Here is a 24,285-nt window from a genome sequence, read left to right on the forward strand (position 1 = left end):
GCCGTTGATAATTTTACTGCTGCTGATATAGCGTCAGCAGCGCGGGAATTTGCGACAGCAGATATAAAATCAGCCCGATCGCTCCGCCGACCAGTGTGCCGTTGACGCGGATAAACTGCAAATCTTTGCCAATATTCAGTTCAATTTGCTGCGACATATCGCGGGTATCCCAGCCTTTCACCGTATCGCTGATATGACGGGTGAGGAAGGTAGCGAACTCCGGGGCAACGCGGATCACCGCCTGCTCCAGATGGCCGTTCAGCGAGGTGCGCAGCGCCTCATCGGCGACCAGTGCTTCGCCGAACCACAGCCCGGCCTCACTGATGCGCTGATGCACGCGCGAGTCTTCGCTGTGCATATCCGCTTTCAGCCAGCCGCGCAGATCCGCCCACAGCTCGCTCAGATAGCGGTTAAAAGCTTCATCGTTTTTGATATAGCTTTTAATGTTTTCCGCTTTGGTCAGCATTTCAGGATCGGTTTTCAGATTGTCGATCAGTTTTAGCGTGGCGCGATCGAACGCCCGGCGGATCTGATGGGTGCGATCCTGGCTGATATCATCAAGCAAAGAGTTTACCGCATCAGAAACCAGCTCCGCGCTGTGCTCGCCGAGCCATTCCGTCGGCAGCAGCTTTGCCTTACGCGGATGCTCGGTTTTCAGCCAGTGGACGATCTGGCGGGCGATAAACTCCCGCGAGCCATCGCGCTTAAGCAGGGCAACCATCTGGGCGATAAGCGAATCCAGCAATCGCTGATGGCGGCTGTTTTTGGTCATGCTTTCCAGCATCATGGCGCTGGTCTGGGTCAGATCGACCTTATCAATCGCTTTATGCACCGCGCGCTTCAGCAGTCGCTGAATGCGGTCATCGTCGGTCAGTTCAAGAAAGCCGCTTATCACCTGAAGCAGATGCTGCCCGACCCGCCGCGCGTTCTCCGGCTGGCTGAACCAGGTGCCGATCATTCGCGCCGGTTCGTGACGGCGGATCAGCATCAGCAGCGATTCAGTATCAAGAAATTTCTCCTGCACAAACTGGCCGAGATTATCGCCGATGCGGTCTTTGTTACGCGGGATAATCGCCGTATGGCGGGAGATGAAGGGGATCGGCACGCGGTGAAACAGCGCGGAAACGGCGAACCAGTCCGCCAGCGCGCCCACCATCGCCGCTTCCGCAATGGCTTTCACCCCGCTGACCCAGAAATTTGGCGGCAGGAATAGCGTAGTGACGAAAATCGCCGCTGCAATCAGCAGCAGCGACAGTGCCAGGCGCTTAGCGCGTTTGAGTTCGGTCATTTTGTCCATAGCATTAAGCATATAGCCTGACGGCAACTTCGTGCAATGCGGGGGGCGATAACGGCTTTATTATTCTGGTGAATCAATGAATATTCACACAAATTATAATGTGATTAATCGCGCAAAAAAGGAGAAAAGACGGCAGGTAAATATTGCTGTGGATATTCGAAGCGAGTACGGTTTTGGGGTCAATTCAAAGGGTTAATGGATTGATTTAGCAATATAAATGATGTTTTGCGATGCATTAATAATGGAGAGTTATAGTATGTCAGAGCAAAAAAAGCAGGAGCCAGCCGCCGTTGTAAAAGATGTCGCCAGTGCCGCTAAGAAATCCCCGAAGGAACATGATGGTATCGTCTATTATGGCAATTCGGCGCAGGTCAATAGCCTGGGATATCTGGATTATAACGATTTTGCGAAAATCACAGAAAGGAAACAAAAGCTTGAAGGCTTTGACCCAAAATACCGGGATATTGTGGATTACATCCTCAGGATTACGCATGAAATCTGGGAGGAACGCGGTGTGGGAGTCATTTTTGATACATACCATAATAATACCATTGCGCATAATTGCTCATTAACCAGCAGCGGCGTACTTCCCGTTATTGCCGGAACCTTATCGCATTTACATGCTTTTCCCGATCGCAGAATCGTTGGCGAAAGCGTGATTTGGTCGGAAGATCATCCGGGATATTATTTTAGTTCCCATCGCAGCGCCTCCACAGCCACTAATCTTGGCGACAGTAATTTTGGCCCGGCGACGGGTAAGAAAATTCATTTCCGGGCAATTGCCGACTGCGCCATTCATAAAAACAGAATTTATGAAGAATGGCTGGTGCGGGATAACTTGTGGGTAGTGAAGCAACTGGGATTCGATCCCTATGACGTCGCCCGTCGAATGGCGAAAACCGCGCCTGTTGCTGGCTCTCCTGCGCTGAAATCACCTTTCGGCCTTGCTGAATCGGTCGAAGGACAATTCTATCCTCAGCGCTATACGGAAAAAGATAATAGCGTCGGGGAGATGATTAAAGGCATGTACCAGAATATCTTCCAGTGCAAACTGATTAATCTGGTTAAACAGTATTTTGACGCCAACGCCAAAGTTCACTTTATCTGCGATAAAGACCTGTGCGGCAGAGAAGAAATTCAGGGCACTATCATCAGCTTCCTCGCCTCTTTCCCCAATGCGCTGCATGTTGTCGAACGCGTCACGTATAACGATCGTCCGGGCCAGTCAGGATATGACGTGGCGGTACGCTGGCGGTTACGAGGGCTGCATGAAGGCATCGGCATGTTCGGTAGCCCTGGCGGCAAATACGTTGAGATTATGGGTATCGATCATTTCTGGGTGGATGATAATAAAATCCAGGAAGCATGGGTGATGTTTGATGGTTTAGACGTTATCCGCCAGATTATTCAGGACGACGACGAAACCACCGCGTCCGGGCATAATGACTGCGAGCTTTGCTCATAGCCCGTTAAATGTGAGCGTGAGCTGCGGCTAAAATATTATTTCGGTAACAGACTGCGATATTAGCCGCAGCTAACGGGCCGCCATCAAGCGGGTTGCCTTATATTGATAACTTTATATATGCCACATGATTATATTTTCACTGTATATAATTTGCCGCTATTTTCGCTTTTATCACGATAACGTCTTTGTTGCAAAAATGAGAGAAGAAAGTATATGAAAAATTCAGAGACCATAGAACTGGGGAGAGAAATATCTGATGTCCACAGGTTTACGGCCTACATCGCTATTTTACTGATCTACTTTTTCTATTGTTATAATTTCAGCCTGCTGAGTATCCTCGGGCCATTGTTAACCTCCGATTATGGGTTTACGCAAACGCAATTTTCGTTTCTGTTTTCAGTTCAGTCCTGGGGCTTATTAGTCGGTACGCTTATTGCCGGGACGTGCTGCGTCCGTTTTGGCAAGAAACGCACGCTCATGGGGCTGGGGATTGTCTTTGCGCTCTGCACGCTGATGCACATCATTATGGTTGATAACTATCCGGTGTGGGTGGCTTTTCGGCTTATTGCGGGCATGGCGCTCGGTGGAACCTACGGCACCAGCGTGGGATTAATTGTTGATCTTTTCCCGGCTCATTATCGCGGACGGTTGACCGCCATTGCTTCCAGCTTATTCGCCCTGGCCGGAGCGCTCGCCGGGTGGATTGCGAGCCGGTGGCTGGGAACAGACTGGACCATTGTGGTGTGGGCGGGAATTATCCCGGTGTTTTTCGGCGTCTTGCTGGTACTGTTTTCCGTACCCGATGACCTGGCGTTAACGCGCGAACGTAATGCCAAAGTGCTGGAGGTTTCGGCGGAAAAAGTCTCGTATCGCAGCATGGTTAAAGGCAAATACCTGGGGATCGCGATGATGTGTATCCTGATGTCGGGCATGAACTTTAGCGGATTTTCCGGCTTCACGCAGTTCGTTCCTATTTATCTGAAAGATGAAGTGGGAATGTCTACCGAACAGTGGGGTCAGTTGATCGCCACCCAGAGTATGGGGCAATTTTTTGGCTTTTTAATCTTTGGGGTGATCGGGGATTTCTTCGGGCGCAAGAAAACGATGGTGGGGATGGTGCTGTGCGGGGTGATGATCCCGGTTTATATGGCGCTGGATATTGAAATGTTCACCGCCTTTAATATTTGCGCGCTGCTGTTTGGGGCCGGGCTGGGATATTCCGGGGTATGGGGCGCCTATTACACCGAGCTGTTCCCGGAACGTTACCGCTCCATGGCCGCCGGTTTTTGCTTCAACATGGGACGGATCATTTCCAGCTTTGTGGTGCTGTTCATTGGCATGATTGCGGATTCCGGCATTGGCTTAAAAACGGCGCTGTTTTTCCCCACGGCATTTTTCTTCATTGGCGTCGTTATCTGGATGTTCCTGCCAGAAACGCTACAACGCAAAAAAAATGAGATCGTGGCTAAATGAGTAAAGTCAGATGGGTAGCTGTGACGGCTACCGTCTTTTTATATTTGTGCGGTATTTATCCGCCCCTGATGTTTTTTTATAACCGGGTGGCGGTGGTTGCGGGGTTGCCGCTTTTTATGGTGGGATTATTAGCGGTGTCTTCAGGGATGCTTCTAATCACCTTCCTTCTTTACAAATATGAATACCGTCAACAAAAGTCGGAGAGGGATCTTTAATATGACGGCCAGGCTAATGACGACTCCGATCCCTTTTATTATGATGGGGATCTATATAGTCATTGTGCTCTGTCTTTCCTGTAAATCGGTCATCGCAGGACGACTCATTCGTAAAGGTAAGGCACAGACGTTTGAGGATTTTTTTACCGGTAATAAATCGATGTCCGCAGTGGTGGTCGGACTGGTGACTATTGTGACGTTTTATTCGGGCACCACATTTACCGGGCGGGTCGGCTTTTTTTATCATTACGGGGTCATTGCGTTAACCACGGTTTTTTCCTGCGCGGCCTCCGGGATCGTCATGTTCTTTCTGGCTGAAAAAATCTGGCCGATGGCGAAAAAATACCATTGTTCTACCCTGTCCGATATTCTGGAATTACGTTATCAAAGCCGCTATGTGAAGCTACTTGCCGCATTTATTATCATTAGCTTTAATATTATCTGGCTTATCACCGAAATTCGTACATTGGGCATTATTGTCCATATTGCTTCCGGGGGAATCATCGCCCAGGCGACAGGCGCAGGTCTGGCGTTCAGTATTGTGATTTTGTATGTCTGTACGGGCGGGGTCCGCTCGGTAGCCATGGTGGATAGCTTCTCTGCGCTGGTGATGCTTTGCGGTTCGGCGATCTGCGTGATTTTTTTAATCGTCTGGTATTACGACGGCAGCATTCAGCAAATGACCTGGCGGGCCATTGCCAAAGATCCTCAGTTGTGGGTCGTGGGCGATAACGAATTCGGCTTTCCTTACTGGATTTCCAGCATTACGGTGAGCACGCTGGTTATGCTGATCTATCCCTCAAACTATATGAGCATCTGTATGGGGAATAGCGTCCGGGCAGTTAAAAAAGCCGCGTTAGCCGTTTCCTGTTCCGGGCCGTGGCTGATGGTGTATGGCATTATCGCGATGGCGGCTTTAGGGCTGGGCGGCGGGGCAATTCACAATCCGGAATCGGCGTTACTGGAGATGATCTCGTATAGCGGCTGTGGGTTAATGCTGGGGATCGTCACAACATTTATTTTTGCGGCATCATTAGGCACGCTGGATTCAACGTTAATTTCCCTGTCGGGGATTTTATCAAATGATATTGTGATCAATATGAATCATATTGCGACGCACAAAGCCTGTATTGGTCAACAGGAAGAAAACCCCGCACAGCCAAAAAAAATAAAAAGCAGCACCGGGGCGGAAGTCAAACTCACCCGCTGTTTTATTCTGTTGTTAGGTATTTCCGCCTGGTTTTTAAGCTTACGCGATTTACCGCTGTTAGTTCTGCTGGCGAATTATGCCAGCAACGGCATTTTGCAAATTTTACCGGCGACCATTGGCGGGCTGTACTGGAAGAAGGCGACGCCTGCCGGTGCGATGACGTCAATGGTCGCGGGCGTAAGTGCTTTTCTGCTGCTTAATTTTATCAAAGAGAATTTTTATCAGAACAGCGAACATTTTATGGGCGGGTACTTTCTGGGATTACCCGCGCTTCTGGTCGGACTGATTGTTTTTATTGCGGTTTCATTACTGACCTGGCGTAAATTCTATGCCGCTGAAGAAAACAGGCGCAGCATTGTCAGCCAGTTATTTATGGAATAGCATCCGTCACGGTTCTGAAGCGCCATCGCCTGATAAGCATTCAGAACCGTCTGTTTCTCTCCCTTTTCCCGGCATGACAGCGTGTATTGACTACCCTTAATACTCTTTGCAGTACCTTTTACTGCACCAGTGACGAGTATAAGGAGCGTTGTAAAATGGCTTATCAGACAGTAAATCCTTTTACCAATCAGCTTATTAAAGAGTATCCGCCGCACAGTGATGCGGACGTTGAAGCCGCGCTGCAAAAAGCAGATGCGCTATATCATTCTGACTGGGCGAAGGGAGATATCGACCAGCGGCTGCCCGTTCTGCATAAACTTGCCGATCTGCTGGACAGCCAGACCGAGGCGCTGGCTAAAATTGCCAGCCAGGAGATGGGCAAGCTGATAGCGCAAAGCCGTGCCGAAGTGAAATTATGCGCGCAGATCGCGCGCTACTATGCGGATAACGCCAGCGGCTTTCTGGCTCCGGTGAAATATCCGTCAGAACTCGGCGAAGCGTGGGTGGAACATCACCCCATCGGCGTGTTGATGGCGGTGGAACCGTGGAACTTCCCGTACTATCAATTGATGCGCGTGCTGGCCCCGAATCTGGCGGCAGGGAATCCGATTATCGTTAAACATGCGAGCATCGTGCCGCATTGTGCGGAGACCTTCGCGCATCTGGTACGTGAGGCGGGCGCGCCGGAAGGGGCGTACACCAACCTGTTTATCTCCTCCGATCAGGTGGGGAAAATTATTGAAGATGACCGGGTGCAGGGCGTTGCGCTGACCGGCTCTGAAAAAGCAGGCGCTATCGTGGCGTCGCAGGCGGCGAAGAAGCTGAAAAAATCCACCCTTGAGCTGGGGGGGAATGACGTTTTTGTGGTGCTGGACGACAGCGATCTGGAGAAGGCGGTCAGCGTGGGCGTGCAGGCGCGTCTGCAAAACGCCGGTCAGGTCTGCACCGCCGCTAAGCGGTTTATCCTGCATGAGAACATCGCCGATGCCTTCCTCGCTAAATTCACCGCCGCGTTCGGCCAGGTGAAGCTGGGCGACCCGCTGGATGAGAGTACGACCCTGGGGCCGCTGTCCTCGAAAGACGCGCAGGAGACGTTAACGAAACAGGTTAACGAGGCGGTGAAAAACGGTGCCAAAATCCACTATGGCGGCAAGCCGGTCGAGGGGAAAGGTAATTTCTTCGAGCCGACGATCCTCACCAACATTACCCGCGATAACCCGGCGTACTTTGAAGAGTTCTTCGGCCCGGTCGCACAGGTTTATGTCGTCGAAGACGATGACGCGATCGTGCGCCTCGCCAACGATTCCCACTACGGACTGGGCGGCGCGATCTTCAGCCAGAACATCGAGCGTGCTAAACGTCTGGCTTCGCGGATTGAAACGGGGATGGTGTACATCAATTCCCTGACCGATACCGCAGCGGAACTGCCCTTTGGCGGCGTAAAACGCTCCGGCTTCGGGCGCGAGCTGTCTGATTTAGGCATTAAAGAGTTTGTGAATCAGAAGCTGGTGGTCGTGAGCAATAAGTAATTAACCGTAATTCTCCTCCCGATCCGGGAGGAGAATTAAATCAATGCCCTTTTTTTAAATTACTATTTCTTTTTCGTTACGCTATAACGCTTAAACCTAAACGCTGATTTTATTGGCGGGTTTTAATAAGTTGATCGCGGTCACATTTATGCATTCCCGATTAAACCATTCTCTATCCGCAGCGCAGCGATGAGTTATTAACGGTGCTGCGAATTTTCGCTGGACGATCTTTTAATTTCACTAATACATATTAATGATACAAGGAGTTTATCATGATTGGTTTTTTTAAATATGCTGCGTGTCCGAACATGGTTCTGGGTATTTCCGATCAACAGACGGGTGCCCAGGTAGTGTTAAAATCTGTGAATTCAGAGATGAGAATGATTCTGTGGTCGGTCAATGACCGGACCGGCGAGATCAAGCTGGCGGCCAGCGAAGACCTGGTGATGGATGCCAGCGGAACATATCTGACATTACAGACGCGCGATATCAATAAAGCGTCGCAGAAATGGGATATGGCCACCACGCGGGGTTTCATCCGCAGTAAACAAAATAGCAACTATGTGATTGATAGTTTCAATCGTGGAACCTACGAAAGAAATCCGATTATTATTTATCCTTTTAACGGCTCTGAAGCCCAGCAGTGGAAATTCGTGCCGATGGATATGCTGAGTATTAATAATGTTGCTGAAGAAGTGATGGCAGAAGACGATCCGCTGCACGCCTGATAATAAAGGCCGAAGGCTTCAGTCATTTCTGAAGCCTTCGTTATTCATTATTCCATCGCAATATGCACCGCTTCACCCAGTTGTTGCAGCGCCTCACGATTTTTTTCGGTCAGCGGTAGGGCGCAGTTAATGCGCAGGCAGTTACGGTATTTCCCGGAGGCGGAGAACAGCGATCCGGGGGCCACCTGAATTTTCAGACGGCAAAGCTGCTTCGCTACGCAGACCATATCCACGATTTCCGGTAATTCTACCCACAGCATAAAACTGCCTTGCGGCCGGGTTACGCAGATGTCGCAGGGAAAATACTGGCGCACCCAGCAGGTCCAGGTTTCCATATTATTCTGATAAAGCTGGCGGATCCGCCGCAGGTGTCGGTGATAGTGTCCGTCACGGATAAACGCCGCCACCGCCATTTGCATGGCCGGAACGCTGGTGCTGCTGGTGGCATATTTCATATGCAGCACGCGGTCGCGGTAGCGTCCGGGGACGATCCAGCCAACGCGCAACCCCGGCGCGATGCTTTTGGTGAAGGAGCTGCACAGCAGCACCCGCCCGTCGATATCCCAGGATTTAATCGTGCGTGGACGTGGATATTCGCGTGCCAGCTCGCCATAGATATCATCTTCAAAAATCACGATATCGTGACGCTGGGCGAGCGACAGCACTGCCCGTTTACGCGCGTCCGACATGGTAAAACCGAGTGGATTATTACAGGTCGGGACGAGGATCACCCCTTTGATCGGCCACTGTTCCAGCGCCAGTTCCAGCGCTTCAATGCTGATCCCGGTCTGGGAGTCGGTCGGGATCTCAATGGCTTTAATGTCAAAGCCGCGCAGCATTTGCATGGTGCCGTAATAGGAAGGGGATTCCACCGCCACAATATCGCCAGGTTTGCAGACCGCGAGCAGGGCGATAGCCAGCGCGCTGTGACAGCCATTGGTGACGACAATATCGTCGCTGGTGATCGCGGTCTGGCTGTCAAGCATCACGCGGGCGATCTGTTCGCGCAGATCGCGTCGGCCCGCCAGTTCATCATAGCCGAGCACCCCGGCGGGATTATGCTGCACGATGCGGCTCATCTCGCGCCACAGCGGTTTAAGACTCGGCTGGCTGACGTCCGGCGCGCCGCTGCCAAAAGCAATCAGCGATTTGTCATGGTGATCGTCAAGCAGGGTGTGCACCTGGTCCCATTGGGTGATGTCTACCGGACGCTGCACCGGCTTACTCATCGCAGGCACCGGCGGCTGCGCTTTATGCGGCGCAACAAAATAGCCGGAGCGCGGCTGCGGCGTAATGAGCTGAAGATTTTCCAGCGTCTGATACGCCTGCTGCACGGTGCTGATGCTGACTCCGTGCTCCTGACTCAGCGTGCGCACCGACGGCAGTTTTTCGCCGTGGCGATACAGCCCCTGCTCAATGCGCTCCGCCAGAAGATTTGCCAGATGTTGATAACGCGTCATGCTGTATCCTTTTTTTGTGCCATAAAGACGATTAAATCAGTACAGATTAAAAGTAAAAGTGCCATGCAGACGGGGTTATCGTCAATCTGTATGTTAAAGAAAAGTGTTTTTTGTGGCTGTATTGTCGTGGCTGTTTTAACGGAAGATAGCGTCTCAGACACAGAGAGGAGAGACGCGATGGAATTTCATGAGAATCGGGCCAGACGGCCTTTTATCGGTTTTGTGATGCTCTGGCAGGCATTTACCCGCTGGCGTCGGCAGGCGCGGGCGAAGCGGGTATTGCAGAGGATGAGCGATGCGCAACTCAGGGATATGGGACTGGAGAGGGATGATATTTGCTAGGGCGGCAGTGGCCTGCGCTGTCGAAAACGTGATGTTATTTCCAACAATGTCAGTATAATTGCAGGATAATTGTCTATACTTTTTTGTATATACAATAAGGGAAATGATATGCCGATGGAGTTTGAATGGGACGCAAACAAGGCAAAAATCAATCAGAAAAAACACGGTGTCCGTTTTGAAGATGCAGTACTGGTATTCGACGATCCCCGGCATTTGTCCCGTCAGGATCGCTATGAAAATGGTGAATATCGGTGGCAGACCATCGGTCTGGTGCACGGCATAGTGGTTATTCTGGTTGCTCACACTATCCGGTTTGAAAGTGGGCAGGACGTTATCCGTATCATCAGCGCTCGAAAAGCGGATCGTAAAGAGAGGAATCGTTATGAGCATGGTTAAATATAAACGCGGCAGTGGCCCTGCGCTCGATGCTCAGCATGAGGCTGAATTAACGGCGCTGGTGCAAAAATCTGATGACGATATTGACTACAGTGATATCCCTTCTTCGCGGGATGAGCAGTGGTCAGATGCGGTTCGCGGAAAGTTTTTTCGCCCGCTAAAAACCCAGGCGTCGGTACGTATAGATGCAGACGTGATGGAATGGCTAAAGCGGCCGGGGAAAGGGTATCAGACTCGCCTGAATGCCATCCTGCGCGAAGCGATGCTGCGTGAGCAGAATAAGAAATAACATCGGTCAGCCTGGCGAGTTATGGAATAAGACCCCTCTCATCAGTGATACAGGGCTGAACGATGGCGACGGAACGACAAGGTTTAACCTGGGATGCAAGCGGCGTAACTCAATGCCGGATGCTGTTTCATCCGGCACCGTTTTTTACTTCTTCAGTCCCGCAAACGCGGTTCTAATCTCTTCTTCCGGCAGTTGTACCCCGATAAACACCAGCGTGCTGCGCGGCGTTTCGTCGCCCCACGGACGATCCCAGTCGGCGCTGTAGAGACGCTGGACGCCCTGGAACAGCAGGCGATTGGGCGCGCCATCGATCCACAGCATCCCTTTGTAGCGCAGCAGCTTTTCGGCGGACTCGAGCAGCAGGTTTTCCATAACCCGGGAGACATCGCTGATGTCCACCGGGTAGTCCAGCTCGACGACAATCGAGGAAATCTCATTCTGCTTATCCGCCATAAAATGAAAGCGCGGCTTCGCGGCCACGACGTTCTCTTCCAGCATAAAGCCGTTGGTGTTGAACAGCAGCGCGAGGTCAATGGCACCAAAGGTAACGGTGTAAACCGGGGCGCGGGCGTTGATACGCGCCAGACGCTCGCGCAGTTTTTCACTGTCGCCCGCGACGTCGGTTTTGCTGAGCAGGATGCGATCGGCATAGCCGATTTGTGACTGGGCGAGGGTGAACTGGTTCATCTGCTCGTCGGCGTGTACCGCATCAACCAGCGCGATCACGCCGTCCAGTAGATAGCGCTGGCAGAGGATCTCATGGGAGAAAAAGGTCTGAATAATCGGGCCGGGATCGGCCATGCCGGTGCATTCAATCACCAGACGGTCAAACTCGATATCGCCCCGGTCAAGGCCGTCGAGGAGATCCAGCAGCGCGTTTTCCAGTTCGTTCGAGCGCGAGCAGCAGATGCAGCCGTTGGTCAGCGTTTTGATCTGGGTGGCGCGGTCGCCGATCAGCTGATCGTCAACGGAGACTTCGCCAAATTCGTTTTCGATGACGGCGATTTTAAAGCCGTGCTGTTCGTTAAGAATGTGGCGCAGCAGGGTGGTTTTGCCCGCGCCGAGAAAGCCGGTGAGGAGGGTGACAGCAATCGGAGTCATCATTTTTCCTTCTTAGCAACAACTGCTTCCGCCGCTACCGTAGCGCGCTTCCTGACGCTCGCGGAAGAATTCGTTGTAGGTCATGTAAGGTTTACCCGGATGGTTGGTTTTCATGTGATCCACATAGTTGTCGTAATCCGGGATGCCAATCAGCATCTTTGCCGCCTGGCCGAGGTATTTTTTTGCTTCGCCTAAGTTACCAAACATAACGTCATCCAGAAACAAAGGCGGGCAACGAAAGCTGCCCGCCATTTTACTTAATGGTGTGAAGAGGTCTTCACGCCGCCTTCCGGCACCGGAACGTACGGGGTTTCTTTATCCGTGCGTTCTGTGGTGTTGCGGGCATTGAGCCACGTCCGCAGGCCGTAGAAAATAATACTGTACACCACGATCAGGAACAGAATGCTCAGACCGGCGTTGGTGTAGTTGTTGACCACGATGTGGTTCATGTTAGCGATTTCCTGCGCGGTCAGTTCACCACCGGCGGCAATACGTTCTTTGTACTGGTTCGCCATGTAGAAGAAACCTTCCATCTGCGGGTTGCTGCTGAACAGTTTCAGGCCCAGCGCCCAGGTGGTGCAGATCAGCAGCCATACCGCCGGGATCACCGTTACCCAGATGTATTTGGTGCGCTGCATTTTGACCAGCACCACGGTGCCCAGCACCAGCGCGACGGCTGCCAGCATCTGGTTAGAGATACCGAACAGCGGCCACAGGCTTTTCACGCCGCCCAGCGGATCGACCACGCCCTGATACAGCAGGTAGCCCCACAGACCCACGCAGCCCGCCGTACCGATGGCACCGGCCACCAGCGAGTCGGTTTTTTTCAGGAACGGCACGAAGTTGCCCAGCAGATCCTGAAGCATAAAGCGGCCAGAACGCGTACCGGCATCCAGCGCAGTCAGGATAAACAGCGCTTCAAACAGGATACCGAAGTGATACCAGAAGCCCATGTCCATGACCGGGACGATTTTATGGAAGACGTGTGCAATCCCTACCGCCAGCGTCGGTGCGCCACCGGCGCGGTTCAGCACTGAAGGTTCGCCAATGTCTTTCGCGGTTTGCAGGATCTGTTCAGACGAAATCACAAAGCCCCACGAACTGACGGTCGCTGCCGCGTGGGCAGTGACATCTTTCAGCTGCGCCATAATCAGCGGCGCGTTATCGCCGCCCAGCTCGTGCAGGTTCGGCATGGTGATGCCGAGGCCCGCAGGCGGGGTGTTCATCGCGAAGTACAGGCCCGGTTCGATGATCGACGCTGCGACCAGCGCCATTACTGCCACGAAGGACTCCATTAACATCGCGCCATAGCCGATGAAACGCGCGTCGGTTTCACAGGCCAGCAGCTTCGGCGTTGTGCCGGAGGCGATCAGCGCGTGGAAGCCGGAGACCGCGCCGCAGGCGATGGTAATAAACAGGAACGGGAACAGCGCCCCTTTCCACAGCGGACCCGTACCGTCAACGTACTGGGTCATGGCAGGCATTTTCAGTTCCGGGTTAAGGATGACAATACCGATTGCCAGACCGACGATCACGCCGATTTTCAGGAAGGTGGCGAGGTAGTCACGCGGCGCCAGAATCAGCCACACCGGCAGCAGCGCGGAAACAAACGCGTAGCCAATCAGGGTAAAGGTGATGGTGGTGTCTTTGAAGGTCAGCGCCGGACCCCAGTACGGGTCGTGGGCGATCACGCCGCCGAAGTAAATCGAAGCGACCAGCAGCACGATACCAATCACCGAGACTTCACCTACCCGGCCGGGACGCAGGTAACGCATGTAAATGCCCATAAACAGCGCAATCGGCACCGTTGAGCACACGGTAAAGACGCCCCACGGGCTTTCCGCCAGCGCTTTTACCACGATCAGCGCCAGCACCGCGAGGATAATGATCATAATCAGGAAGCAGCCGAACAGCGCGATGGTGCCAGGCACCGGCCCCATCTCTTCTTTGATCATCTCGCCAAGAGATGCGCCGTTACGGCGAGAGGAGATAAACAGCACCATAAAGTCCTGCACCGCTCCGGCGAGCACCACGCCCGCCAGCAGCCACAGCGTGCCGGGCAGGTAGCCCATCTGCGCTGCCAGAACCGGACCGACCAGCGGGCCTGCTCCGGCAATTGCCGCAAAGTGGTGGCCGAACAGAACGTTACGGTTAGTCGGCACGTAGTTCAGGCCGTCGTTGTTAATGACCGCAGGGGTGGCGCGAGTCGGATCGAGCTTCATCACCTTCTGCGCGATGTAGAGGCTGTAATAACGGTATGCCACCAGATAGACCGACACGGAGGCAACCACAATCCACAGTGCGCTGACGTGTTCGCCCCGACGCAGGGCAACCACTGACAGACAGAAAGCACCGATGATCCCAATGATCACCCAGGGTATATGCTTAAAAAGTTTTTTGGTATCCATAGTAAAACCTGGCCGTTTGCAATAAAAAGCAGCCGTAGCTGCGCGGGTATGTGTAAGAAATGTTCTGGAATTGCTATGTCAGCGGCGATGATGCCAGAGAGACGCGCGCGAAAAGTGGTCGATCTGGATGAGTGGTCGTATGCGTCGTTAAGCGGTCAGGGGGGAAAGTGAGTGGTTATGGGGAAAGTTACCCCACAGGGAAATATGTGATTGAGATCACAAGAAAAATCAGGCTCATAGCCGCACAGACGGCGCGGTCATTCTTGCATCTGACGCCTTCGCAGGACGATTATCGGTAAAGTTTTCGCTTCTCAGGCCGAAAACCCGGTATCAGTTCAATGGAAGAGAAAACATGTTAAACCGTATCAAGATTGTCACCGGCCTGATGCTGGTGTTAGGACTTTTTGGCCTTTTACAACTCACCTCAGGCGGCTTGTTCTTTAACGCCCTCAAACACGACAAAGAAAATTTCACCGTTTTACAGACCATCCGCCAGCAGCAGTCCACGCTGAATGAAAGCTGGGTTGCGCTGTTGCAGACCCGTAACACGCTTAACCGTGCCGGGATCCGCTACATGATGGATCAGAATAATATCGGCAGTGGCGCGACCGTCGCGGAGCTGTCGCAGATCGCCAGCCGCACGCTGAAGCAGGCCGAGCAGGCGTGGGCGCAGTATGAAGCGCAGCCGCGCGATGCGCGTCAGAGCGACGTGGCCGCGATGGAAATCAAGCGCAACTACGGCATTTACCATGATGCGCTGGCGGAGCTGATTGGCCTGCTGGGTGCGGGCAAGATCAACGAGTTTTTCGATCAGCCGACCCAGGGTTATCAGGACGGCTTTGAGAAGCAGTACCGGGAATATTTGCAGCAGAACGACGCGCTGTATCGCCAGGCGGTAGAAGAGAACCAGGTATCCTATAACCAGACGCTATGGGTGCTGGGCGGTACGCTGCTGGTTGTTCTGCTGGTGATCGTGGTGGTGTGGATGGGAATTACCCGTGCGCTGCTGACGCCGCTGCATCGTTTGATTGCAAGCATCCGTCATATTGCGGGCGGCGATCTGGTTAAACGCATCGACGTGGAAGGCTCTAACGAAATGGGGCAACTGGCAGACAGCCTGCGTCATATGCAGGGTGAGCTGGTGCGCACCGTTGGCGATGTCCGCGACGGCGCGGATGCCATTTACAGCGGTGCCAGCGAAATCGCGATGGGCAACAACGATCTCTCTTCCCGTACCGAACAGCAGGCTGCCTCTCTGGAAGAAACCGCGGCCAGTATGGAAGAACTGACGGCTACCGTGAAGCAGAACGCCGAAAACGCCCGTCAGGCCAGCCAACTGGCGCTGAGCGCGTCAGAAACCGCGCAGAAAGGCGGTAAAGTGGTGGATAACGTGGTGCAGACCATGCGCGATATCGCCGGAAGCTCGCAGAAAATTGCCGATATTATCAGCGTGATCGACGGCATTGCCTTCCAGACCAACATTCTGGCGCTGAACGCCGCCGTGGAAGCGGCGCGTGCTGGCGAGCAGGGGCGTGGTTTTGCGGTGGTGGCAGGCGAAGTGCGTAACCTCGCCCAGCGCAGCGCCCAGGCCGCCCGCGAAATCAAAAGCCTGATTGAAGACTCGGTTAACCGGGTTGACGTTGGCTCGACGCTGGTGGAAAGCGCCGGTGAAACGATGGATGAAATCGTCAACGCGGTAACCCGCGTCACCGATATCATGGGCGAGATCGCCTCGGCGTCCGATGAGCAAAGCCGTGGCATCGACCAGGTGGGTCTGGCCGTTGCGGAGATGGATCGCGTGACCCAGCAGAACGCCTCGCTGGTGGAAGAATCCGCCGCCGCCGCCGCCGCGCTGGAAGAGCAGGCCAGCCGCCTGACGCAGGCCGTTGCCGTGTTCCGTATTATGCAGGCGCAGCAGCGTGACGTGACCACCGCGAAAGCCGCCCCGGCTCCGGTGCTGGCGCGCAACGTTCCCGCCACGGAAAACGGCGAGAACTGGGAAACCTTCTGATAAAACGGCCCGGCGCATGCGCCGGGCTTTTTTTATTCTTTACCCCCCTCAACCGACACTCTTCGCGCCATTTACCGTGCCCTGCGTCATAGAAAGCAAAATCAACGAACGAAAAAAAGCGTTTTGACAGCATCATATCCTCCTGAGCATTCAACAGGACAGGCCAATGCGCAAAGAAGAATTGCTGACTTTTCCTGGCAACCAGACAGATTTTTTTAATCCGCAGGCAATAAGCGAGGTCTTTACGGCGCGCTATCTGGCGGAGCGTTTCGCCAGATAGCGCAATACCGCCAGCCATTATCTTAATCAACGGGTTACGGAAGGGGCGCTGGTGAAGATAAATACCCGCCCGGTCTACTTTCTGCACAAGCTCACGTTTTGTCAGCACTACTTTCCTTTGAGCCGCAACGAATACGCCAGCGTGGCGGATCTGCTGGCGGAAGGCGAGCAGGATCTGCCGCCGCCGGATCATTTTTCGTTGCTTATCGGCCATGATGAAAGCCTGAAAAAACCTATCGAACAGATGAAAACCGCGCTGTTCTACCCGGATGGCGGCCTGCCGCTGTTCCTGGTGAAAGGAAAAGGGAAATGCCGCGAACTTGACGACCGCGTGGAGCGCTTCGCGCAAAAGATCATCGACCATCTGGTGGTGATCGACCCGCGCGAATACCCGCTGGACGGTATTGACGATGCTTTCCGCTGGCTGCTCGCGCCCTGCGTGGTTTCAACGCTGCTGGTGGATCGCCTGGCGGCGCACTTTGAACATCAGACCGGGCACGATCTGAATATTCGCCGTTATTACCGGCAGTTTGACGACTAAGTCGCATCGCCCGGCTCGCCGTAAGACCAGCCGGGCAGTGCAGGAGCCATTACCCTTCCGGGTTCACCACTTTGATATCCACCATCCCGATGCCTAACTGGCGCGGTGAATGACCGAGAATATTGCCTTCATTGGTCGACTGCGGCTCCGGCGGCACGATGACCAGCGTATTACTGCGCGTCGGATTGTCAAAATGCAGCGTGGTAGTGGAAACCTCATTCGTTAAGGTCAGCGTCTGCTCACTTTTACCTACCCGCACCGGGATCGGCCGGTTGGCGTTTGGCCCCCAGGCTTTGGCGGTGATCACCAGATCGAATTTCTCCGGCAGCGGCGCTTTGTATTCAATTTTCACCTCTTTACCAAGCTGCGCATTGGACCAGCGCCCCCAGGTTTCAGGCCGTGAAATGCCGCTAAACTGCTGTACCTCTTCCGGCGCGCCCGCGACGTTGAAGATAAAGCTGTCCGCTTTATAACGAATATCGTTATCGACGATCTTCAGCAGATCAACATTGTGCTGATAGCGATCGGTATTGATCACGGTATCTCTGAACGCCGTTTTTCCCTGCCACTGCGGTTTATCGACGTGCTGCACTTTTTGCTGACCGCCGAGCTGGCCCTGGGAAACGCACCAGTCGGTCGAAAGCGCCAGTTCCGGCGACCAGAGCTGACCCATCTTGTAGCAGCGATCGACCCAGACAAAGTTATCGCGCGGCGCGAAATCCGCCAGCTGATAGCGCAGCGGGGCCGAGTATTCGCTTTCCGGCAGCGGCTCTACGCGTTTATCAGCGACGCGCAGCAGCAGCGGCAGACGGAAATGGGTGCCGGAAAAAGCGATAGTGTTTTTATCGCTATCCACGGTGAACGCTTTAATTTCCGTGGGGAATTTCCACAAGCGCACGATATCCGGCTTCCATCCCATCACTTTCTCTTTCATGTTGAGGAACACTTCAGAGAGCGATTCGCCGGAAAGGCTACTGCGTCCCAGGCCGAGGAAGTTATCGCCGCCGAGAATATCCAGCACCGTTGCGCCGTTATCCATGGTGTTACGCTTCACGCCGGAAAGATCCTGCTGCGGATGGTCGCCGCGCAGAATGAAAAACAGATTGCTGCGCTCCTGCTTATTCAGATACTTCCAGGCGGTGTTATTCATCGCCAGATGATCGGAGGAGACGACGATCACCGTGTTTTTATACCACGGCGAGGCCTGAATTTTTTTAATCAGCGCGGCGACGTGCTGCTGGCTACAGCTTACGGCGCTAAAGGACTGGTTCGGCTTGCCCTCGTAAGGATAGCTTTTGCGCGTGCAGGTGCGGGAGATAAATCCGTCCGGGTGGTGGGTATCGACGGTCAGCGCAAACAGCGAAAAACGCTTGCCGCTTTGCGAAAGCGCCTCGAACTTTTTCCAGGTTTCATCCAGTACGGTGTCATCGTAAAAGCCCCAGTCGTTGCGGTAGGTGGGATCGGCAACGGTGGTTTTCAGCTCTTCCGCGCCGTACAGATGATCAAAACCGTGCGACTTCAGAAACACATCTTTTCCGGCAAAACGCAGATTAGCGCCCTGCATAAAATAGTTTTCATAGCCGGAGTTTTTCAGGATATCGCCGAGGCAGATATTCTGCGGGAAGAAGCTGGAAACCGAGGCCGAGGCGTTGCCCTCAAACGGCGCGAACAGCGGAATGCCGCACTGCGAGGCCACCATTCCGGCAATGGTGTAATCGGTGCCGGGAAGCTGCGCGGTATGGCTGAAATCAATGCCTTCTTTTTTGATCGCGTTCAGTTCCGGGGCCAGATCCGGGAAGGCGGTTTCATCGAAATAGGTGCGCTCCAGGCTTTCACCGTAGATGTACACCAGATTCAGCTTCGGAGAATCAATTTTCTTCGCCGGTTCTTTATACCAGTCGGCAAAATCCGGGTCGCCATCGCGGGACTGCGACTTCACCAGTTCGGTGATCTGATGAAACGCCGGGCTGGCGTCTACCGAGCCTAATGCCAGCGCGAGCGCCAGCAGGCTATAGCCGAGGTGATGGGGATGATGACGGCGGCGACGCAGTATCCAGCCGAGGGCACAGAATACCGCCGCCAGCGCCAGTGCCAGACCAATGCCCGGCAGAATATATTTGCTGACGCCCGCCCCGGTCAGGCTGTTGGTCAGGGTGTACAGCACGGCGTCGTTGATGCCGTCGCCGGTAAAGTAATCGCTGGCGTAAAGGGTAATATTCAACACCACAAACACGCCCAGCACCGCCAGTGTCGCGGCAAACCACCATGTGTTACGGCCTGCTTTCCAGGCGTAAACGACGACCGATGCAAGAAACAGGACGATAGAAATGAATTCTGACAACGAGCTATCCTCAACAGCGCCCCGGGTGACGGGCTAACAATATATTTGAGCGCCTACAATGTAATGGCGTTGTCTCATTGCTGCAATTCTGGCGCCATCAAAATGTGCTGTCGTTCGGAATTCGCCGGAAAGCGGCGTTACAGGATGGCTGTCACAGGTTTGAGGAACACCGCGCAACGCTCGCGCGGTGAAGAGGGGAAGTCAGGAAAGGAAGTTAACGCCCTGTTTCAGAACCAGATCGCAGGCTTTGGTTTTCACTTTCTGTGCCAGCGGGGTGCTGCCGAGATTGCTCAGGTTAAGCTGCTCACCGTCTTTGGTATTCAGCAAGCCCTGAATGCCTTCCAGATAGTTGGTGTCTTCTTTTTGTTCCTGCTGATCCAGTCCCAGCTTTTCCAGCACCTGGTTTTTGATGTTTTCGGTGCTGGTGACCGAGGCCAGTTTTTGTTTGGCGCAGTAGCCCAGAATACCGGCGGCGTTGTTCATGGTGTCGGCGCTTAACGCCTGATTTCCACCGTTCAGCAGGCTGCCCAGCGAGGAAAGCTGATTACCGTTCTGGCTGTTTAACTGGCTGGCGGCGCTGGAGAGCGAATCCTGCCAGCTTGCGGCATAAGCCCCGGAAGAGAGAAGGGCGGCTAACAGAATAAAATATTTCATAGGCAGACTCGTGTTGTACCCACAGGGGAAATTCTGCTCAGTATAACGCGCCTGCGTGCCAGAATTTTCTCAATACTCTTTGCCGGTAACGCGGCTACGGTAGCTTTCCCAGTTGAATATCACCCACAGGCTGTTGCCGAGGCGCATCCTGTCCATCACCCGCTCGCCGAGCAGTTTATTCATTTCATCCATATTACTGTTGGTCAGCATCCCGGTCGGGCGCTTGGAAGAGGAGCGGCGATCGACAATCTGATTGATGATCACTTTTTCATAGCGCGATTCGTTCTGCATACCGATCTCGTCGATCACCAGCAGATCAACGCGGCTGAGATCGTTGAGTAACTGCTCTTCGCTGGTTTCGCGATTGCCGAATGAATCTTTCATCGCCGACATAATATCGGCGACGGTAATGATGAGTACCGATTTGCCGCGCAGCAGCAGTTCGTTACAGATGGCGGCGGCGAGGTGGTTTTTACCGGTGCCGGGCTTGCCAGAGAAGATAAAGCTGGCAATGTTGCCATCGAATTCTTCGACGTACTGGCGCGCTTTCGCCAGCGCGTTCATTTGTCCGTCAGATTCCACGCGGTAGTTTTCAAACGAACAGTTCTGATGCAGCGGACGAATACCGGAACGGTTAAAGGTGCGCTGCATTTTCATCGCCCGGTTTTCCCGCTCGATAGCGGCAGAGCGGATCTCGCCCTGCTCTTTTTGCCAGGCCAGCAGTTCTTCCCCGGTCTTAAACGCGGGTTCGACGTGTGCAGGCATCACCTTCTGTAAACGCTTCATTAATTCGCCGACGTTTTTCATGATCAACCTCTGAAACCGGGGGGGATTTGTTGGTCTGGTTCACTCAGGTTATTGATATCACGTTTTGCCATGCCGCCACTACTGGCGCGGCCAATTTGCACGCTGCGCGCCAGCTTTTGCTGCCACTGAACGTGGTGAAACACTTTGCCTTCGGCCTGCCAGTAGGCAATAAAGGCGGCCAGCTCTTCCGGCGTCACCGGCTGGGTGAGGGCGATGCCCCATAACGCGGCCTGCCGCTGGAAATCGACGTCCGGCTGCCAGCCCGCGTACATGGCAAATTTACCCATCGGTACGGCAACCGGCGCGGCGGCAGGCTCTTCATACAAACGCTCGTCCAGAGTGACGTCGCTGCCGGGGCGCGCCAGTTTTGCTTCCAGCTCCAGCAACTGCGCCAGACGCGCAGGCGTGAGCGCATAAAACGCTGGCGCGTTGTTAGCAAATACCGCTACCGCCTGGCCTTCTGCACGGGCCAGCACGCTGGCGTGATCCTGCATAAAGGCGTCGATACCGATGACGTCAGGGGTCAAAATTCTGGAAGACATACTCGATCTCAATACGTAAAAAAGAGGAGGACTGAGGTAATCATGGCACATAGTAACACAGTGCGTTGGCTGGCTGGCAGGCATTAAAAAAGCGCACGGGCGTGCGCTTTTGCAGGGGGACGTTAGGCGATGATATTCAGCGTGACGTCGATGTTGTTGCGGGTGGCGTTAGAGTACGGGCAGACGATATGCGCAGCATCAACCAGCTTTTTCGCTTCCGCTTCGTCCATTCCTGGCAGGTGGATGTTCAGCGTGGCTTCGATGCCAAAACCGGTCGGCAACGGGCCAATGCCGACTTCACCTTCCACAAACGCCTCTTTCGGAATGGCAATTTTGTCACGCCCGGCGACGAATTTCATCGCACCGAGGAAGCAGGCGGAGTAGCCCGCCGCAAACAGCTGTTCCGGGTTAGTGGCTTCACCGCCCGCGCCGCCCATCTCTTTTGGCACGCCCAGTTTGACGTCCAGAAAACCGTCGGAAGAAGTGGCACGACCGTCGCGGCCTCCGGTGGCTTTGGCTTTGGCGGTATAAACGACTTTTTCTAAAGACATGGCAGGTTCCTCTTATTATGTTCGCTATAAAATAGTGCGCTATTTAAATGGGAGCACAGATTTGCGATACGGCAGATCTATGCGCGATGTAACTGTTGACGAAGCGTTTCCAGCTCCTGTTTCAGTAACGCCAGCGAGTCGGCATTACAGGCGGCGGCGCGGCCAACCGCATCGGGAATGCCTTTTGCCTCGTGCGCCAGCGCGCGTCCGCTGTCGCTGAGGGTGACGATCACCTGACGCTCATCCTGCCGTGAACGCTGACGAATCAGCAGACCGGCGCTTTCCAGCCGTTTCAGCAGGGGAGTCAGGGTGGCCGAGTCGAGAAACAGTCTTTCTCCAATGTCGGACACGGTGACGTCGTCCTTCTCCCACAGCACCAGCATGACCAGATACTGCGGATAGGTCAGATTCAGCGGTGCCAGCAGTTGCCGGTACAGCTTATGCAGCGCCAGGTTAGTGGAATACAGCGCAAAGCAAAGCTGGTTATCCAGATGGAGCGGCGCGTCAACGGGCGAAGTCGGTGTCGTTTTCATCGTTTGAATATAGATAGCGCACGATTTAATTGCAAACTATTTTATGAATTTTATACCCGTGGACGTTTGCGATAGAGCCACAGCCCTGGGATCGACAGGCCAATCGACAAGGCGCCAACGATGGATGAGGCTTTCAGGAAATTTGTTAACAGGGTGATCATCAGCTCTTCCGAATAGCCAAAATGGCTGATTTTTACCGCCGATATCATCGCGGTATAGGCGGCAATACCGGGGAACATCGGGATCACCGCCGCCACGGTAAAGATTTTAGGGTGCGCCAGATACCAGCGCGACCACTGAATGCCGATGATGCCCACCAGCATGGTAGCCATAAACGTCGACCACTCAATATTTAACCCGGCGGTGATCATCACCATCCGCGAACCGTGGCCGATGGCACCCAGCAGCCCACACCAGGGAAGCGCACGATGCGGGACGTTAAAGACCATTGCAAAGCCCACCGCCGGGATAGCGGCAAGGAGCATGTCCTGCATTAGTGCCAGCAACAAATCTATCATGACCATCCGCGAAGCCCCCATAATGTCAGGGCCATTACCACGCCGATACAGGTTGCCAGCGTCAGCAGACTGGCAATCGCCCAGCGGGCAAGCCCGGTATTAATATGACCTTTAAACATATCTGCGACCGCGTTGATCAGCGGAAAGCCCGGCACCAGCAGCAGCACGCTGGCGGCCATCGCCACGCTCGGCGTTGCACTGAACTGCGGCAGTCGCAGTAACAGCCCGGAAACCGTGGTCGCTACAAAAGCCGTGATGCAAAAGTTAATTTGCGGATGCAGGGAGCGATGGGTCAGCACCTGACGCACATACATCGCCACCGCGCTGGCGCAAAAGGTGACAAACGCGCCGTCCCAGCCGCCATTGTTCAGCTTACAAAAGCAGGCGCAGGAAAGGCCGACCATCAGCACCAGTAACCAGCGCGGATAGCGCAGCGGTTTGATGTGGCTGAAGCGTTTTTCAACGTCGCGGTAATCCAGCAGCTTATGCTCCGCCATGATCACGATGTGCTGAACTTCGGTGACCACATGCATATTAATGCCGCGATCGCTGTTCTTGCGCGTCGAGGTCAGGCACAGGCCATCTTTAATAGTGGTCAGGACAATCGCGTTCGAGGAAATCGAGCTTTCGACGCTGTCCATACCCAGCGCCCGTCCGAGACGCGTGGAAAGCTCTTCTACCAGCGCGCTTTCGGCTCCGTGTTGCAATAAAAAAAGCCCACACTGAATACACAATCGCGTAACAGTTCGTTGTAATGACTGATCGACTTGCATGAATCGCCCTGGCAGTAAGAAGGGATAAAGATGTCAAAACACTGTTTTAGCATGAAGTGAGGAGGGTAGAGCTGTGGCTAAGATCAAGGAATGTGTAAAAAAACGTCGGTAATCGTCTAAGGGAAGACATTCCGAAAGGAAAGGTGATAAAAACGTCCCTCGTTCAATAACACAACAAATTATTTATAATAATTAACATTAAATGATAGTTATTGATGCGGTGATTGTTTTTAGTTTTACTTAATGATGTTTTTTGTTTTTCTAATTTAGAATTGATTAATCTTTTTTCGATATTGTGAGATATTGGAGGACGTTCATATGGTTGTGTGAACGGAGCAAATACCAGGGATTGTTGTATGTTTTGAATGTACAATAATAGACAATGACAAGGAAGAAAAAGATTCACAGGGCTGCGTGTGAATATAATCGTTTTTATTATTC

At 53.5% G+C, this 24,285-nt stretch carries 23 protein-coding genes and 1 pseudogene; 11 read left to right on the plus strand and 13 right to left on the minus strand.

What is annotated here, in order from left to right:
- Positions 1-13: 13 nt before the first annotated feature.
- Complete coding sequence (locus tag RT197_RS20760; RefSeq protein ID WP_312953116.1) at positions 14-1,297, minus strand: DUF445 domain-containing protein; 1,284 nt, start codon at positions 1,295-1,297, stop codon at positions 14-16.
- Between the two features lie 256 nt (positions 1,298-1,553).
- On the opposite strand from RT197_RS20760, the gene RT197_RS20765 reads away from it, so the two are divergent.
- The 6 genes from RT197_RS20765 to RT197_RS20790 all read left to right on the plus strand — a co-directional run bounded on the left by RT197_RS20765 (position 1,554) and on the right by RT197_RS20790 (position 8,298).
- Complete coding sequence (locus RT197_RS20765; protein ID WP_312953085.1) at positions 1,554-2,762, plus strand: ester cyclase; 1,209 nt, start codon at positions 1,554-1,556, stop codon at positions 2,760-2,762.
- 213 nt (positions 2,763-2,975) lie between these two features.
- Entirely contained in the window at positions 2,976-4,235 is a 1,260-nt protein-coding gene (locus tag RT197_RS20770) for an MFS transporter (RefSeq protein ID WP_312953086.1), read from the plus strand.
- The gene (locus tag RT197_RS20775) at positions 4,232-4,450 is read left to right on the plus strand and encodes a hypothetical protein (protein ID WP_312953087.1); all 219 of its coding nucleotides are present in this window, start codon (positions 4,232-4,234) and stop codon (positions 4,448-4,450) included. Before RT197_RS20770 ends, RT197_RS20775 begins: the two co-directional genes overlap by 4 nt.
- 16 nt (positions 4,451-4,466) lie before the next feature.
- Positions 4,467-6,041, plus strand: coding sequence for a sodium:solute symporter family protein (locus RT197_RS20780; protein WP_312953088.1), 1,575 nt, complete (start codon positions 4,467-4,469; stop codon positions 6,039-6,041).
- A 155-nt stretch (positions 6,042-6,196) separates the two neighbouring features.
- Positions 6,197-7,570: an NAD-dependent succinate-semialdehyde dehydrogenase gene (locus tag RT197_RS20785; protein ID WP_312953089.1), complete on the plus strand. Its 1,374-nt coding sequence runs from the start codon at positions 6,197-6,199 to the stop codon at positions 7,568-7,570.
- A 308-nt stretch (positions 7,571-7,878) separates the two neighbouring features.
- The gene (locus RT197_RS20790; RefSeq protein ID WP_312953117.1) at positions 7,879-8,298 is read left to right on the plus strand and encodes a ricin-type beta-trefoil lectin domain protein; all 420 of its coding nucleotides are present in this window, start codon (positions 7,879-7,881) and stop codon (positions 8,296-8,298) included.
- A gap of 47 nt (positions 8,299-8,345) precedes the next feature.
- On the opposite strand, the gene RT197_RS20795 is transcribed toward RT197_RS20790, so the two are convergent.
- Positions 8,346-9,758, minus strand: coding sequence for a PLP-dependent aminotransferase family protein (locus RT197_RS20795; protein ID WP_312953090.1), 1,413 nt, complete (start codon positions 9,756-9,758; stop codon positions 8,346-8,348).
- Between the two features lie 177 nt (positions 9,759-9,935).
- Here RT197_RS20795 and RT197_RS20800 point away from each other — a divergent pair, with 177 nt between their 5' ends.
- The 3 genes from RT197_RS20800 to RT197_RS20810 all read left to right on the plus strand — a co-directional run bounded on the left by RT197_RS20800 (position 9,936) and on the right by RT197_RS20810 (position 10,785).
- On the plus strand, positions 9,936-10,100 hold the full coding sequence (locus RT197_RS20800) for a DUF1127 domain-containing protein (protein WP_312953091.1): 165 nt from the start codon (positions 9,936-9,938) through the stop codon (positions 10,098-10,100).
- 108 nt (positions 10,101-10,208) lie between these two features.
- On the plus strand, positions 10,209-10,496 hold the full coding sequence (locus tag RT197_RS20805) for a BrnT family toxin (protein ID WP_312953092.1): 288 nt from the start codon (positions 10,209-10,211) through the stop codon (positions 10,494-10,496).
- Positions 10,483-10,785, plus strand: coding sequence for a BrnA antitoxin family protein (locus RT197_RS20810; RefSeq protein WP_312953093.1), 303 nt, complete (start codon positions 10,483-10,485; stop codon positions 10,783-10,785). Before RT197_RS20805 ends, RT197_RS20810 begins: the two co-directional genes overlap by 14 nt.
- 144 nt (positions 10,786-10,929) lie before the next feature.
- Here RT197_RS20810 and yjiA read toward each other — a convergent pair whose 3' ends face one another.
- The 3 genes from yjiA to RT197_RS20825 are packed head-to-tail and all read right to left on the minus strand — an operon-like array spanning position 10,930 to position 14,294.
- Positions 10,930-11,886 (minus strand): GTPase, encoded by a 957-nt coding sequence (gene yjiA / locus RT197_RS20815; RefSeq protein WP_312953118.1) that lies wholly within the window; start codon positions 11,884-11,886, stop codon positions 10,930-10,932.
- Between the two features lie 12 nt (positions 11,887-11,898).
- Positions 11,899-12,093 (minus strand): YbdD/YjiX family protein, encoded by a 195-nt coding sequence (locus RT197_RS20820; protein WP_312953094.1) that lies wholly within the window; start codon positions 12,091-12,093, stop codon positions 11,899-11,901.
- Between the two features lie 50 nt (positions 12,094-12,143).
- On the minus strand, positions 12,144-14,294 hold the full coding sequence (locus tag RT197_RS20825; RefSeq protein ID WP_312953095.1) for a carbon starvation CstA family protein: 2,151 nt from the start codon (positions 14,292-14,294) through the stop codon (positions 12,144-12,146).
- 352 nt (positions 14,295-14,646) lie between these two features.
- On the opposite strand from RT197_RS20825, the gene tsr reads away from it, so the two are divergent.
- Both tsr and RT197_RS20840 read left to right on the plus strand, forming a co-directional pair.
- Positions 14,647-16,305 carry a methyl-accepting chemotaxis protein gene (tsr, locus tag RT197_RS20830; protein WP_312953097.1) on the plus strand — a complete coding sequence of 553 codons (1,659 nt, stop codon included), beginning with the start codon at positions 14,647-14,649 and terminating at the stop codon, positions 16,303-16,305.
- A 556-nt stretch (positions 16,306-16,861) separates the two neighbouring features.
- Positions 16,862-17,125 (plus strand): annotated as a pseudogene (locus tag RT197_RS20840) (SIS domain-containing protein); the annotation flags it as partial.
- A 49-nt stretch (positions 17,126-17,174) separates the two neighbouring features.
- Here RT197_RS20840 and opgB read toward each other — a convergent pair.
- The 8 genes from opgB to RT197_RS20880 all read right to left on the minus strand — a co-directional run bounded on the left by opgB (position 17,175) and on the right by RT197_RS20880 (position 23,844).
- Positions 17,175-19,466: a phosphatidylglycerol--membrane-oligosaccharide glycerophosphotransferase gene (gene opgB / locus RT197_RS20845; RefSeq protein ID WP_312953099.1), complete on the minus strand. Its 2,292-nt coding sequence runs from the start codon at positions 19,464-19,466 to the stop codon at positions 17,175-17,177.
- Positions 19,467-19,667: 201 nt separating this feature from the next.
- Positions 19,668-20,120 (minus strand): DUF2501 domain-containing protein, encoded by a 453-nt coding sequence (locus RT197_RS20850; protein WP_312953100.1) that lies wholly within the window; start codon positions 20,118-20,120, stop codon positions 19,668-19,670.
- Between the two features lie 69 nt (positions 20,121-20,189).
- Positions 20,190-20,927, minus strand: a complete 738-nt coding sequence (dnaC, locus tag RT197_RS20855) for a DNA replication protein DnaC (protein WP_312953101.1) — start codon at positions 20,925-20,927, stop codon at positions 20,190-20,192.
- Positions 20,928-20,929: 2 nt separating this feature from the next.
- The gene (dnaT, locus tag RT197_RS20860) at positions 20,930-21,469 is read right to left on the minus strand and encodes a primosomal protein DnaT (RefSeq protein ID WP_312953102.1); all 540 of its coding nucleotides are present in this window, start codon (positions 21,467-21,469) and stop codon (positions 20,930-20,932) included.
- 122 nt (positions 21,470-21,591) lie between these two features.
- Positions 21,592-22,020, minus strand: coding sequence for an organic hydroperoxide resistance protein (locus RT197_RS20865; RefSeq protein WP_312953103.1), 429 nt, complete (start codon positions 22,018-22,020; stop codon positions 21,592-21,594).
- Positions 22,021-22,097: 77 nt separating this feature from the next.
- Positions 22,098-22,553, minus strand: a complete 456-nt coding sequence (locus RT197_RS20870) for a MarR family transcriptional regulator (RefSeq protein WP_312953104.1) — start codon at positions 22,551-22,553, stop codon at positions 22,098-22,100.
- 50 nt (positions 22,554-22,603) lie between these two features.
- Positions 22,604-23,077 (minus strand): threonine/serine exporter, encoded by a 474-nt coding sequence (locus RT197_RS20875; protein ID WP_312953105.1) that lies wholly within the window; start codon positions 23,075-23,077, stop codon positions 22,604-22,606.
- Positions 23,068-23,844, minus strand: a complete 777-nt coding sequence (locus RT197_RS20880) for a threonine/serine exporter ThrE family protein (RefSeq protein ID WP_312953106.1) — start codon at positions 23,842-23,844, stop codon at positions 23,068-23,070. The genes RT197_RS20875 and RT197_RS20880 overlap by 10 nt, the downstream gene beginning before the upstream one ends.
- Positions 23,845-24,285 lie beyond the last annotated feature (441 nt).

It is taken from the genome of Superficieibacter sp., assembly GCF_032071645.1.
In the GTDB taxonomy this organism is placed as follows: domain Bacteria; phylum Pseudomonadota; class Gammaproteobacteria; order Enterobacterales; family Enterobacteriaceae; genus Superficieibacter.